The organism is Shewanella sp. SM23, from assembly GCF_025654295.1.
In the GTDB taxonomy this organism is placed as follows: Bacteria; Pseudomonadota; Gammaproteobacteria; order Enterobacterales; family Shewanellaceae; genus Shewanella; species Shewanella oncorhynchi.
The window spans coordinates 1-13,031 of sequence record NZ_JAKKRM010000014.1 but is presented as its reverse complement, the minus strand read 5'-3'; the positions used below and the strand labels follow the sequence as shown (position 1 = coordinate 13,031).

Here is a 13,031-nt window from a genome sequence, read left to right as displayed (position 1 = left end):
AATGTCAGTTATTTGCCCAGCATGGCCTCTTTGAGGCTTTTCTGGGCTGGCTTATCACCTAGCCAAATTTTTAACAGTGCTTGACGGAACATTTCACCTTCGATGGTGGCTTGTTCCTGACCATTTTTATAGGCCGTCACGCCGCGGGCTTTATTGGCGACTAAGGTAAATTGGTCACCTTCTTTAATTTCTTCCTTAAACAGCGCCATAAAGGTATCTATCTGCGGTTGAATATCGGCGGTGTTTTCTGCCGTCGCTTGCTCAAAACCTTCAGTGATCGCATCGCGCATTTTTTCTGAGGTGATCATGCCTGAGGTAATGTTAAGGCGTATCGCTGCAACTGGTGCATCAATAACCGCTGCAGTGCTACTTAATGCTGCTGGCAAATACAAACTGCCTACATATAAATCCATAAAGAACTTACTGCGAACGCCCGCGCCATTGAGCAGTAATGTTTGGCTATCTAATGTCACTGTCTCGGCGACTTGCACTCCTGAGACTTCTTTGGCCATTAATGTGTGGGGTAATAACAGCGCGCTTGCTAGGGTAAGAGTGGAGAGTAACTTCATAATACACCTCATTTTTCTATTTTAATTATTGGGTTTTAAGCAGATTTTTATGAGTATTTACAGCAAAAAGTTGACCCCAACTTCTCAAATACTCGGCACCGAAAATGGATGTTAATCTAAAGAAGAGGGGAGAGATAGGCTAATTGTGCTTAAGTATCTTTCGAGTATGGCATACTCATCATTAAGTATGAGCATGCCAACAAGATGACTCCTCGCGCTAAACTATTGCGTAAAAGTGTTGGCGTAAAGCTATCGATGGGAAATCATCAGCGTTAAGCGCCCTGTATAAATTATCCGCGAGTGCCTAGCTTGTATTGACCACTCTGTTCGAACATCACCGCTTGTTTCTGTTTTGGCGAGATCAAAATGGGACCGTCGTCAAAGAAAAGAAAACACTTCCAATTGCGGACGAACACATCCCAACGAGTTTCAATAATCTGATATTTTTCATAGCAAAAATACACCGGCGTCTCATCGGGCCATTGTATAAACTCAGCTAACATGGTGGGTAAACTGCTATCTTCACTATCCCAAGCGCTCTGCCAATGAGCTGTTTCCACCCAAGCATCAGCCTTCGCCGCCCAGTCTCCCTTAGTAAATTGCTCCGCACGACTACTCTTGTTGCTGATCCATTGGTTCCAGATTTCCATCGCACTTTTATCTGTTAACGGCAGGATGTGCGCCTTGTCATCGTCAGTGACAGGCAAGTCTTTGTGGTTGAAAATCCACTTACGGCGGTATTGATCTAGCGGTATATAAGTGTTGGCCAAGCATGCTCTCCTAGGTTGAGCCTGATAACGTGTCGGGCTCAGCAAATCTCAATGCCGCAGATTATACTGATTTAGTCAAGATTAGGGAAATGAGCTAAAGCCTGCACTGTACTTTGGCGCCGTCGCCTAAATAAGGAATACTTATTTAGGCGTTAAGGAGCTTATCGAGTTCCTTGAGATAGTTGTGTGCCAACTCATTGCTCGGATCGGCATTTAATGCATTAGAAAAGGCAGTGTGCGCGGCCTCGGCTTGATTAATATCGACCATAAATAACCCCAGTTTTAGCCAAGTGTGTGTGTCGCTAGGGTACTTGTCGAGATAATCTAGGTAGGTATTAATTGCGGCCTGATGATTGCCTTGGAGGCGCTGCACATGAGCAAATTGCGGCATGTATTCATCGCTATAATCAATAATTTTGTTAAGGGTATCGCTCGCTAGAGCTAGGTCTGATAACTCAAATGCGAGCAGAATAATTTCCCGTAATTCAATTTCTGTAAGCAGTTCGGCGGGGATGTTTAATAATGCGTCGAGGGCCGCTTGGGGGATGTCTTCTAAATGCAGTTTGAACCCCTTTGCTAAGTGATACATACGCGCAATGGGTGCATTATTCTCTATCTGTGTAGCTAGATTTTGGATCAAATTGTTTAATCCATAAATATTCTTTTTGGCTTTTAAAACTAATATTTTATGCAAAATTAAATCGAGATTTAAGTTTGTTTGTAACACCCTTTCATAATAGGGACTGATACTCTGACATTGGCTTTGAAAGTCATTTTTAAGCTTAATTAATAGAATATTATCCGCTTCGCTTAATGTGGTCATGGCCTCGATATGCACGGCTTCCCAAAACAGGCTGCGTGCGGGTTGATTATCTGCGGTCCATTTAGCGGCGAGCACAGTGAGCTGTGTGCTTGGATCTAATTCGCTCAATCGCACAGTCAATCTATCTTCTCCAAGTTTAAAGGCCGCCAATAATGAGGCTATGGTGTTCTCGAAGGCTTTATAATATTGAATCGTCATTTGATTGATATGCTCTTGAGTCCAAGCGTCTACTTTTCTCGAGGTTAAAAATTTAGTGAACTCAAAATACCCGTAGAACTTAATTAATTGGCATAGGGGGGAGTATTTTTTGTTGAGTTTCTGCTCGATTTTATTAATTTTATCTATGATTTTGGCGGCTGAGATGGAGTTAGATGTGAGGCCCTTCGTTAAACTCAAGGCGCGTTTAGTCTCACTGAATATCTGATGTATGTCAGCTATTGCTCGGGTGGCGGCTTGTTTGCACTCTGCGAGGTCCGCACGTCGCTGCACTAAATTGAGTGGGGAAAAGGAGGCGGGGGGAATGTGTTTAATAGTACGGCATTCCAACGGTGTTAATGGGCATTGGTCCAAAGGTTGATACTCAATACCATTTATTTTTGCTGCCGTGCGCGATAGGTTATAAAAACGAATATGCGTATGTGGAGCGATTTGTTTTTCTAAGTCTTGTATGGCCTGCATCATCTGAATGGGCGTTTCAGCAAGAAAACCTTCATAGGTTTCGACCCACTCTCTGATACGACTTAGGTTTGGACCTGTATTGGCTTCTAATGTCCCATTCGTGTGTGATTGACCCGTTTTTGAGTAACATAAATCTACGCCGCTCAATAGAATTCGGCTAAATCCCATTTCAATCGCTAAATTAATGGCGCTATTTGAGACAGTCGGGCCAATATTTTGAATGTTGTCTGTATCATGCTGTTGGAACCATGGGAATCGATTTCCCATATAGAGAATGGGACCTGGCCATTGAGCCGAGACTTGTTGACAGGTGTGATAGGACTGAACGAGAAGTGTATCGCTAGGCAGTTTGAACATGCTTCGGCTAACGTCAAAGCTGATATAGTTGGGATCTACGCAAACAACAATATCCACTGGGATGCCATACTGATGTAACTTGGCTGCGATGCGTGATACCGCAATAATGATAAAGCTTGCCGAGTTTTGTTTTAGCCAGTCAATATGTGTATCTAATGAAGGGCCCCCAGCGACAATCACGCAGGTTTTATCTTTGAATTGTCCTTTGAGTACGGATGCTGGAAAGCGGTTTTCCGCAATATTAGCCAGTTGTACTTCCACAAAAATCTGTTGGTTAAAGCCTATCTGCTCCTTAAATTGAGCCTTGTTCACCGCATCTTTTAATTGATGTGTTAATTCAGTATAAGCTTCTAGGTGATGCGAGGATGCCCCTAGTGATAAGTGAATTCTAAATAACCCTTTAGTGATGAATATTTTATATAGCCCTTCATCGAGATTATGTTCGAATGTCTCGGGATCTATAATCTGTATGTGCTTTTTTTGTTCTGGTGCTAATTCAATATTCAGCAGTGCAAGCACTTCAGGTAATTCGACAAACACATATTGAGCACCATCGGCAATGGCCTGTGTCAGGAGGTAGTTTGGCAGCAGACCTGAGTCTAAACCAATGAAAATATGTAATTTGTCTTGCTCTGCCAGTTGGTTTTTAAAGGTGCTGTCATAGAGTGTTTTTGAGTCTAAGTTTTCGAAGGTATGGCGGTTGATACTGGGTAAGTAAACTTCATCGAACCGACTGACCGCAAAGGTATTCATTATTGATGTGTGGGGTAGTTGCATCGGTTCCTCAGTGTTTTCTCTAATTGCTATCGTTTCAGGGTATGTCAATAAATTGCCAGTTTTCAACGAAGAAAGTGACATAGGCCTGTCATTGTGACGTAAAAAAGCAATTTCTATGCCGCAGTAGTATGTGTCTCTATCACAATAACCATCACATAGTGTCTAAAATCTTAGCGTTCGGGATGCTATGTCTATAAATTTATGTATATTATTGCGGTTACCTACTATGATACAGACATGGCCTCTAGAGGTTTTTGTACCTGTAAGAGAGCTGGCGTTATTCTTGCCTGTATCAATATCCATAAGGGTAACTTTTCTATCGTGGATCTCAGTGATCACTATACAGATTTGCGTTATGAACGGTTAGGTGTAACAGTTTAAACGAGTCATTGGAGAAATTATGTTCAATAATAAAACAATATTGATTACGGGTGGCACTGGCTCATTCGGTCAAAAGTATACCAAGACTCTGTTAGAGATCTATAAGCCTAAACGTTTGATCATTTTTTCTCGGGATGAACTGAAACAGTATGAGATGCAGCAGATCTATAATGCATCTTGTATGCGATATTTTATCGGTGATGTCCGAGATGGCGAGCGCCTACAACAAGCCTTTAAAGATGTCGATTATGTGATCCACGCCGCAGCATTGAAACAAGTTCCCGCCGCCGAATACAACCCTATGGAATGTATTAAAACGAATATTCATGGTGCTGAAAATGTGATCCGCGCGGCTATCAGTAATAACGTTAAAAAAGTCATTGCCTTGTCTACCGACAAAGCGGCTAGCCCGATAAATTTGTATGGGGCCACTAAGCTTGTGTCGGATAAACTTTTTGTCGCCGCTAACAATGTTGTCGGCGATGGTCAAACGCGATTTTCAGCGGTTCGTTACGGCAATGTAGTGGGATCCCGTGGCTCTGTCGTGCCCTTTTTTAAACAGCAAATAGCCAGTGGCGCTACATCGTTACCTATTACTCACCCCGATATGACACGTTTTTGGATCACGCTCCAAGAAGGTGTTGATTTTGTACTAAAAAACTTTTCGCGTATGCAGGGCGGTGAGATTTTTGTGCCGAAAATCCCTTCGATACGCATTACCGATATTGCAAAAGCTTATGGTCCAGGGCTGAAGCAAGAGATTGTAGGGATCCGTCCCGGCGAGAAAATGCATGAGATCATGTGTCCTAGCGATGACTCTCATCATACTGTTGAATTTGATGATCATTTTGTTATCACACCGAGTATTAAGTTCTTTAGCCGTGATAACGATTACACCCAAAATCTCTTAGGCGAGCATGGCAAATTGGTGCCTGGTGGATTTGAGTATCACTCGGGTAATAATCCTCACTTCCTCACAGTCGCTGAGATCCTTAAGATGGATACACTGGCATGATCCCCTATGGCAAACAAGACATTAGCCAAGCCGATATCGATGCTGTTGTCGCGGTATTAGCGTCTGATTATTTAACGCAAGGCCCTAAAGTGCCTGAGTTTGAACAGGCGATTGCGAGAAAGGTGGGGGCTAAGTTTGCGGTGGCGGTCAATAGTGCCACTTCGGCATTGCATATCGCCTGCCTGGCATTGGGGGTAAATCCCGGTGATTTAGTGTGGACTTCACCTATTACCTTTGTCGCCTCTGCTAACTGCGCGCTTTACTGTGGTGCTGATATCGATTTTGTCGATGTTGAGCCCACTGCTGGCAATTTATGCCCCAAAGCTTTTAAGGCTAAGCTTGAGCGTGCTGCCCAACTTGGGCGCTTGCCAAAAGTGGTGATTCCCGTTCACTTAGCGGGCCACAGTTGTGATATGCAGGCCATTAGTGAGCTTGCAAAACAGTATCGAGTCAGTGTGATTGAAGATGCGTCCCACGCTATCGGCGGGCAGTATCATGGGGCACAGATTGGTGCTTGCAAATATTCCGACATTACAGTGTTCAGTTTTCATCCGGTCAAGATTATTACGACGGCTGAAGGTGGTGTTGCTACCACTCAAGACCCAAGGTTGGCTGAAAAGTTGATGTTATTGCGCAGTCATGGGATCACTAAGAATGCCGCACAACTGATTAATGCCGATGAGGGTGATTGGTATTATGAGCAACATGCACTGGGATTTAATTATCGCATGACAGATTTGCAAGCGGCGCTGGGGGTCTCTCAAGTACCTCGACTTGATGAGTTTGTCTGCAAACGTAATACGTTGGCTGGCCTATATCGTAGCCAACTTGCCGATTTTCCACTCGAAATTGTAGAACCACTGGAACAGAGCTTAAGTGCCCGACACTTATTTATTATTCGCTTAATGCAACCTAATAAGCGAAGAGCGGTATTCGATGCGATGCGCAGTCAAGGTATCCAAGTGCATGTGCATTATTTTCCTGTCCATTTACAGCCGTATTATCAAAAACTTGGATTTAGTCAGGGACAATTTCCGCACGCAGAATATTTCTATCAATCAATATTAACCTTGCCTCTATATCCCAATTTATCCCCTGAGCAAGTGACTTATATTTGCGCGACCTTAAAGGCTTGTCTGTGATGAGAGTCGCTATAATTCCCGCACGGGGTGGCAGTAAGCGGATACCTCAAAAAAATAGCAAACTCTTTTGTGGCCAGCCTATGCTGGCATATCCCATTCAGATGGCGCTTAAAAGTGGCTGCTTCGATCGGGTACTCGTCTCAACCGACGATACAGAGATTGCCGCTATTGCACGCGAATATGGGGCAGAGGTGCTTGCACTACGTCCGGCTGCGTTGGCCGATGATCATACAGGCACCAGTGCCGTGGTGCGTTATGAGTTGCAGCAATTACAACAACAAGGCGTTACCCTTGAGTATTGTTGCTGTATCTACGCGACCACGCCGCTGCTCAGTGCTGAGTTATTGATGCAAGCTTGGCAACTATTGCAGGCAGAGGCATCGTTAAATTATGTTTTCTCTGCCGCTCGTTTCTCTTTTCCTATTCAGCGAGCTCTGATAAAAACCGAGCAGGGCGTTGCCGCTTTCGATCCCAGCAGTATAGGCAAAAGATCCCAAGATTTGACTCCAGCCTACCATGACGCTGGGCAGTTTTACTTTGGTAGAGCCGATGCTTGGCTGAAATCGGCACCGGTATTTGCGGCCCATAGTCAGATGTTAGTATTACCCGATCATCTGGTGCAGGACATAGATACTATGGATGACTGGCAAAGGGCTGAACTCTTGTACAAAATATTGCAACAGGAGTCAGTCATAAAGTGACTATCCTGTTTCGTGTCGATGCATCTATTCAGATTGGCTCAGGCCATGTTATGCGTTGTCTGACACTGGCACAGGCGCTCACAGCACAAGGTGCTGAGTGCCATTTTGTCAGTTGTCACACCGATGGGGATTTAAACGATCTGATCCGCCAACAGGGTTTTCATCTATTTACCTTGGCAGGCCCGGTGGCGGATGAAATTGAAGATGCGGCCTTGACACTGGCGCTGCTTACTCAGTCATATCAGCTACTGATTGTCGATCATTATGCGTTGGCACGGAGGTATTGCTCGGCGCTGCGGCAGCGTTGTCAGCATATCATGGTCATAGACGACTTGGCTGACCGAGTGCATGACTGTGATATTTTGTTAGATCAAAATCTACTGCCGCAGCTAGAACAGCGTTATATGGCGCTGGTACCACCCCATAGTATGAAACTGTTGGGGCCGCACTTCGCGCTTCTACGCCGAGAATTTTATCAGGCGGAAAATAACCGTGAGTCTGGGCATATCCTGATTGGATTTGGTGGCAGTGATGCGCAAAATTTAACGGCTCTGGCCATTCGAGCACTACAAGAATTGCAGTTAAAGCCAATTACGGCCGATATCGTCATCGGAGCCAATAATCCGTGGCGCGCTGAACTTGAACAACAAGTGGCGTGCCTGCCCAATGTCAGGCTGCATGTGCAATGTCACTATATGGCAACGCTGATGCACCGAGCGCAACTCATGCTCGGTGCGGGTGGTGCTAGCCATTGGGAGCGGTGTATTTGTGGCTTGCCGGGGCTGGTGGTGACCGTTGCCGAAAATCAACGGGCGACAACGGCATATCTGGACCAGCTCGGCGCTTGTGTCTGCTTGGGTCAGGCTGAGGTTATGTCAGCCGAGTTTTTGGCTGAACAACTATGCACTTACCTGTCTCAACCTGTACTGTTAGATGAAATTGGCCAGACGGCCGCCAGTATCGTCGAGACGGATGCGGGCACCCCACTGGTGGTACAACATATTTTGGCAATAATAGAGGGTTAAATGGCAACAATTAAACTGGGCCAGCGCGCCATCGGACCGGGTGAAGCCCCATTTATTATCGCCGAGCTGTCGGGTAACCATGACCAGTCGCTGGATAAGGCGTTGGCTATGGTGGATGCGGCCGCTAAGTGCGGCGCTGATGCGATTAAGGTACAAACCTATACTGCCGATAGCATGACATTGGATATCCAGCATGGCGAATTTGTGATCCAGGATGTTGGCAACCTATGGCAGGGCCAATCACTGTATCAACTGTATCAGCAGGCAATGACGCCCTGGGACTGGCATCAGCCTATCTTTGAGCGAGCGCAGCAGCACGGCATGCTGGCCTTTAGCACACCGTTTGATCAGGCCGCAGTGGATTTTCTCGAACAACTTAACGTGCCCTGTTACAAAATCGCCTCCTTTGAAAACAGCGATCATGCGCTGTTGGCCGCAGTGGCAAAAACCGGTAAACCTGTGATTATGTCGACGGGTATGGCCACGCAAACTGAGCTCGCAGAATCGGTAGAAGTCCTGCGTAAAAATGGTTGCGACGCGCTTATCTTATTAAAATGCACTAGTCATTATCCGGCCGATCCGGTCGATGCTAACCTCGCCACTATCACACATTTAGCACAGCTTTTTGGCTGTCAAGTGGGGTTATCTGACCACAGTGCTGGTATCGGCGTTGCCGTTGCTAGTGTAGTGCTGGGTGCCAGTGTCATTGAAAAACACTTTGTGTTGTCACGAGTCGAAGGCGGTGTCGATGCCGAGTTTTCACTTGAACCGGCAGAATTCAGCGCATTGGTGCAAGAATGTAAACGTGCGGCGGTGGCATTGGGAAAAGTGACCTATGGTGGTACAGACAAGGAGCAGGCATCGCGTAAATACCGCCGCTCCTTGTATATTGCCGAAGAGATGCATGCGGGTGATATTTTCACCCAAGCTAACCTGCGCTCGGTACGCCCTGGTTATGGGCTTGAGCCAAAATATTTGCCTATGTTACTGGGTAAACCCATTAAAAAAGCGGCGGCGAAAGGCACAGCTATGAGTTGGGAGTATTTATAGCACTATGTCGGCATTGAAACATTATCCGCTTAGCCATTTTAGCCCGCTGAGCGAAGCTGAGCTTGAACTTGTGTGGCAGTGGCGTAATCAACACGAAATCCGCCGTAATATGCACAACGACGCGCCCATTAGCTGGGCTGAGCACTTAGCTTGGTTTGATAGGCTAAAGGAGGATTTAAACCGTTGTTTTTTTGTGTTTTATCAAGATAAACGGCCGATAGGTGTGTTGAACTTTACTCAGCGCAGCCCGAGTGTACTGGAATGGGGCTGCTATCTGGGCGAGACGAATGTTTGGCCGGGATCCGGTTTATTGCTGGAGATTGCCGCACTGGATTATGCCGCCATGCAAAGCGGGCAAGAGACCCTCTATGCCGAGGTGTTATCCTTTAACCTAGGCGTGCTTAAAATGCATCGGCTGTTTGGATATCAACAATTGGCGGATCTGCCAGGCCAGCTGCGTGAGCAACAGGCGTATCAGGTCAAAGTGTTTCATTATCCTTTAGCACAATGGCACACCAACCGCACCGCAGTATTAGCCAGCTTGCCAAAGCAAATCGCGGCGGCGGCTAATTTTATTCAATTTAATCAGTAGTAGGTTTATAACGTGGAACTGGAACAAATTATCCGCCAAACGTTGGCACAAGTCGCACTCATCGCCAATTGTCAGCTGATTGATGACATCAACGACGAGACTGTGTTGCTGCAAAGTGGGCTCGACTCGCTGGGTTTTGCCATGTTAGTGGCACAACTGGAGGAATATCTCGGTATCGATCCCTTTAGTCAGCTGCAGCTCGCTGTGTATCCGCGCACCTTTGCTGAGTTTGTTAGCATTTACCAGCAAGCACAGGCAAACGGAAACTAATCCGCGATGAACCTACTGCAACGACTGCAAGATGCGAACTATCAGGCCACCGCCATCAGCGGTGACAGCGATATCAGCTATACGCAGCTGATCAATCAGGCATTAGCGTTAAGGCAAGCATATCCGGCGTTACAACAGCAGGCCGTTGCGTTGACATTTGTTGATCTGCGGCACTTTGTTGTTGCCTTGCTGGCCTTAGATGGCTGGTGTCGTGCGCTGTATTTAATGCCTGACAGCAGTCTGACTCTGCCAGAGTCGACCATAGCTTGGCCGTTGAACTCTCCGTTACCTGTGACATCGGCCTCCACTATGTTAGCAGGATCTATTGCGTCAGCAGCGCCGACTCGTTGGTATCTGGCAACATCTGGCACCACAGGCACACCGAAATGGATAGGCCACAGTTTTACCCGCTTAAGCCGAGCGGTTAAAACCTCTGCCCAAAGTGGCCTCTCACGTTGGGCACTATGTTATCAGCCGAGCCGTTTTGCTGGGTTACAAGTGCTATTACAGAGTGTGTTATCCGGCGCCCGTAGTTGTGACTGTAGCCGTGGTGATGCGCAGCAACGTATCAATATGATGCGGCAACATCGGGTCAATGCTATCTCGGCTACACCTTCCTTGTGGCGTCAGTTATTGATGACAGGGCAATTAAATACCTTAGTATTACAACAAGTGACGCTGGGGGGCGAAATTGCCGATCAGGCATTGTTGAATACCCTGAGCCGCTTATTCCCAAAGGCACGCTTGCTGCATATCTATGCCTCTACAGAGGCTGGTGCCGGTTTTGCTGTGGCCGATAAACGGGCTGGTTTTCCGAGCAGTTGGTTAAGTCAACACCATAGTGGACTCGCGCTTAAAGTCGATAACCAACAACATCTGTGGTTGAAGCCGCCACAGGCTGCACAGGCCAGTCAGGCCGAACAAGGTGAGCATGACGGTTATTTGGATACCGAAGATCTGGTGAGCATTGAAGAAGATAGAGTCATTTTTCTCGGTCGAGCCAGCGGTGTTATCAATGTGGGTGGTAATAAAGTGCATCCAGAGCAGGTAGAACAGGTATTGTTGCTACACCCAAGCGTGTTGCAGGCCAGAGTCTATGCCAAAGCCAGTAGCGTGCTGGGGCAGTTGGTGGTGACAGATATCGTCGCCGTAGCGGATATTGACCGTAACGCGTTGCAGTTGCAGTTATTATTGCACTGTCAGCAATATTTACAGCGCTACCAATTTCCCACACGGTTTAACTTTGTGACCGGTTTAGCCACTAATGCCACGGGTAAGCTAAGCCGACAAACTGAGGCAAGAGAACCATATGAGTAAGTTAGTCATAGTTACCGGTGCCAGTCGTGGCTTAGGCCTCGCTATTTGTCGTCAGTTGCTGCAGGCCAACTACAGCGTATTGGCGTTGGCCAGAACACTGAGCGATGACTTAGCACAGTTACAGCACAATGCTGATTTGCACTTTATGTCGGTCGATTTATCTGAACTCGATGCCATACCTGTGCTTTGTAGCACTATGGTTAAGCAGTATGGTCGGCCTTATGCCTTGATTAATAACGCCGCAGTCGGTTATGACGGTGTGCTGGCAACCATGCACAACAGTGAAATAAACAGCCTGCTTAACTTGAATATTCAGGCCCCAATTTTGCTAAGTAAGTACTTACTTAGGCCTATGCTGTTAAACCAGAGTGGGCGTATCATCAATATTTCGTCGATTATTGCCCGAACAGGCTTCAATGGTTTAAGTGTTTACGCCGCCAGTAAGGCCGCATTGGAAGGATTCACTCAATCCCTCGCGCGTGAAGTCGGCAAAGCTAGGATTACGGTAAACTGTGTGGCACCGGGTTATATGCAAACCGAGATGACCAGCAGCTTACAGGGTGACAAGCTGGAAAGTATCAAACGACGCAGCCCGCTCGGTCGCTTAGCGACACCGGATGACGCCGCCGCAGCGGTACTGTACTTGCTGAGCGAACAAGCCAGTGCGGTAACGGGGACTGTGTTGACCGTTGATGCTGGCAGTACCGCCTAAAAATGTTTTTAGCAGTTGACGTCGATAGCTAAGGAAATAAACTTAAAGAACCTGAACTCGGGATAAGAAATGTTGAACTAATAGCCCTCCAAGTGATCGGATCTTTCGACCAAGAGAAACCCCATCACACCGGAGGGCCTATGCATAAATTAGTGGAAGTGTTTTGCGATGTCGATGATTTTTGCGCTGTTTTCATTCCAGAATGGGAAAAAACGCTGTTAACCGATGGCACACGCAAGCGTCAACGCGCTGGCCGTATGATGATGAGCGAAGTGATGACCATCATCTTACTTTTTCAGATGTCCCACCACCGTGATTTCAAGAACTTCTACATCGGCTATCTGGCTCATTTCTACAAATCTGCTTTTCCTAATTTACTCAGCTATACCCGCTTTCTTGAGGTGATGTCCAAGGCTTTAGTGCCGCTTTGCAGCTACTTTGCCAGCCTCAAGAGTGACCCCACTGGCATTGAATTTATAGATTCAACCAGCATCAAAGTGTGTCATAACCTACGTATTCATCGCCATAAAACCTTAGCTGGACTTGCGTGCAGAGGTAAAGGCACCATGGGTTGGTTCTATGGCTTTAAGCTGCATTTGATTGTGAATCATCAAGGCGGAATCGTGGCGGCCAAAGTGACCCCTGCGAATGTACATGACACAAAACCGGTGAATGAGATGGTGCACAGTGACATGAATAAACTCTATGCTGATAAAGGGTATATCAGTAAAGCGCTGTCCAGTGAATTGCTGGAGAAAGGCGTGAAGTTGGTGACGAACGTGCGTAAGAATATGAAAGCAAAAGCGATGTCGTTGTGGGATAGAGCGATGCTGTCGAGACGTTTCATCATAG

The 13,031-nt window shown here is 46.6% G+C and carries 13 protein-coding genes; 10 read left to right on the top strand and 3 right to left on the bottom strand.

The window, feature by feature from the left end; translation table 11 throughout:
* Nucleotides 1-8 precede the first annotated feature (8 nt).
* The 3 genes from L5L98_RS15975 to L5L98_RS15965 all read right to left on the bottom strand — a co-directional run bounded on the left by L5L98_RS15975 (nucleotide 9) and on the right by L5L98_RS15965 (nucleotide 3,974).
* Nucleotides 9-569 carry a chalcone isomerase family protein gene (locus L5L98_RS15975; RefSeq protein ID WP_263142329.1) on the bottom strand — a complete coding sequence of 187 codons (561 nt, stop codon included), beginning with the start codon at nucleotides 567-569 and terminating at the stop codon, nucleotides 9-11.
* 290 nt (nucleotides 570-859) lie between these two features.
* A complete protein-coding gene (locus tag L5L98_RS15970) occupies nucleotides 860-1,339 on the bottom strand; it encodes a DUF2947 domain-containing protein (RefSeq protein ID WP_263142327.1) in 480 nt (159 codons plus the stop codon).
* A gap of 145 nt (nucleotides 1,340-1,484) precedes the next feature.
* A complete protein-coding gene (locus L5L98_RS15965; protein ID WP_263142325.1) occupies nucleotides 1,485-3,974 on the bottom strand; it encodes a 6-hydroxymethylpterin diphosphokinase MptE-like protein in 2,490 nt (829 codons plus the stop codon).
* 400 nt (nucleotides 3,975-4,374) lie between these two features.
* On the opposite strand from L5L98_RS15965, the gene pseB reads away from it, so the two are divergent.
* The 10 genes from pseB to L5L98_RS15915 form a co-directional block, all read left to right on the top strand.
* Entirely contained in the window at nucleotides 4,375-5,370 is a 996-nt protein-coding gene (pseB, locus tag L5L98_RS15960; protein WP_212601096.1) for a UDP-N-acetylglucosamine 4,6-dehydratase (inverting), read from the top strand.
* Nucleotides 5,367-6,512 (top strand): UDP-4-amino-4,6-dideoxy-N-acetyl-beta-L-altrosamine transaminase, encoded by a 1,146-nt coding sequence (gene pseC / locus L5L98_RS15955; protein WP_212601095.1) that lies wholly within the window; start codon nucleotides 5,367-5,369, stop codon nucleotides 6,510-6,512. The genes pseB and pseC overlap by 4 nt, the downstream gene beginning before the upstream one ends.
* Nucleotides 6,512-7,213 carry a pseudaminic acid cytidylyltransferase gene (gene pseF, locus L5L98_RS15950; protein WP_212601094.1) on the top strand — a complete coding sequence of 234 codons (702 nt, stop codon included), beginning with the start codon at nucleotides 6,512-6,514 and terminating at the stop codon, nucleotides 7,211-7,213. Before pseC ends, pseF begins: the two co-directional genes overlap by 1 nt.
* Nucleotides 7,210-8,238 (top strand): UDP-2,4-diacetamido-2,4,6-trideoxy-beta-L-altropyranose hydrolase, encoded by a 1,029-nt coding sequence (pseG, locus tag L5L98_RS15945; protein ID WP_212601093.1) that lies wholly within the window; start codon nucleotides 7,210-7,212, stop codon nucleotides 8,236-8,238. Before pseF ends, pseG begins: the two co-directional genes overlap by 4 nt.
* Complete coding sequence (gene pseI, locus L5L98_RS15940; RefSeq protein ID WP_212601092.1) at nucleotides 8,239-9,288, top strand: pseudaminic acid synthase; 1,050 nt, start codon at nucleotides 8,239-8,241, stop codon at nucleotides 9,286-9,288.
* 4 nt (nucleotides 9,289-9,292) lie between these two features.
* Nucleotides 9,293-9,880, top strand: a complete 588-nt coding sequence (pseH, locus tag L5L98_RS15935) for a UDP-4-amino-4,6-dideoxy-N-acetyl-beta-L-altrosamine N-acetyltransferase (RefSeq protein WP_212601091.1) — start codon at nucleotides 9,293-9,295, stop codon at nucleotides 9,878-9,880.
* Between the two features lie 12 nt (nucleotides 9,881-9,892).
* Complete coding sequence (locus L5L98_RS15930; protein ID WP_263142320.1) at nucleotides 9,893-10,150, top strand: acyl carrier protein; 258 nt, start codon at nucleotides 9,893-9,895, stop codon at nucleotides 10,148-10,150.
* Nucleotides 10,151-10,156: 6 nt separating this feature from the next.
* Entirely contained in the window at nucleotides 10,157-11,467 is a 1,311-nt protein-coding gene (locus tag L5L98_RS15925) for an AMP-binding protein (RefSeq protein ID WP_263142318.1), read from the top strand.
* Nucleotides 11,460-12,179 (top strand): SDR family NAD(P)-dependent oxidoreductase, encoded by a 720-nt coding sequence (locus L5L98_RS15920; RefSeq protein WP_212601088.1) that lies wholly within the window; start codon nucleotides 11,460-11,462, stop codon nucleotides 12,177-12,179. The genes L5L98_RS15925 and L5L98_RS15920 overlap by 8 nt, the downstream gene beginning before the upstream one ends.
* A 140-nt stretch (nucleotides 12,180-12,319) precedes the next feature.
* Nucleotides 12,320-13,031 (top strand): IS982 family transposase (locus L5L98_RS15915; protein WP_263142315.1); only part of this gene is annotated, 712 nt, incomplete at its 3' end.

What these genes read in the sequence shown, in the direction of transcription:
- L5L98_RS15975 (WP_263142329.1), bottom strand. Translation starts at nt 569, where the DNA reads ATGAAGTTACTCTCCACTCTTACCCTAGCAAGCGCGCTGTTATTACCC.
- L5L98_RS15965 (WP_263142325.1), bottom strand. Translation starts at nt 3,974, where the DNA reads ATGCAACTACCCCACACATCAATAATGAATACCTTTGCGGTCAGTCGG.
- pseB (WP_212601096.1), top strand. Translation starts at nt 4,375, where the DNA reads ATGTTCAATAATAAAACAATATTGATTACGGGTGGCACTGGCTCATTC.
- pseC (WP_212601095.1), top strand. Translation starts at nt 5,367, where the DNA reads ATGATCCCCTATGGCAAACAAGACATTAGCCAAGCCGATATCGATGCT.
- pseF (WP_212601094.1), top strand. Translation starts at nt 6,512, where the DNA reads ATGAGAGTCGCTATAATTCCCGCACGGGGTGGCAGTAAGCGGATACCT.
- pseI (WP_212601092.1), top strand. Translation starts at nt 8,239, where the DNA reads ATGGCAACAATTAAACTGGGCCAGCGCGCCATCGGACCGGGTGAAGCC.
- pseH (WP_212601091.1), top strand. Translation starts at nt 9,293, where the DNA reads ATGTCGGCATTGAAACATTATCCGCTTAGCCATTTTAGCCCGCTGAGC.
- L5L98_RS15925 (WP_263142318.1), top strand. Translation starts at nt 10,157, where the DNA reads ATGAACCTACTGCAACGACTGCAAGATGCGAACTATCAGGCCACCGCC.
- L5L98_RS15920 (WP_212601088.1), top strand. Translation starts at nt 11,460, where the DNA reads ATGAGTAAGTTAGTCATAGTTACCGGTGCCAGTCGTGGCTTAGGCCTC.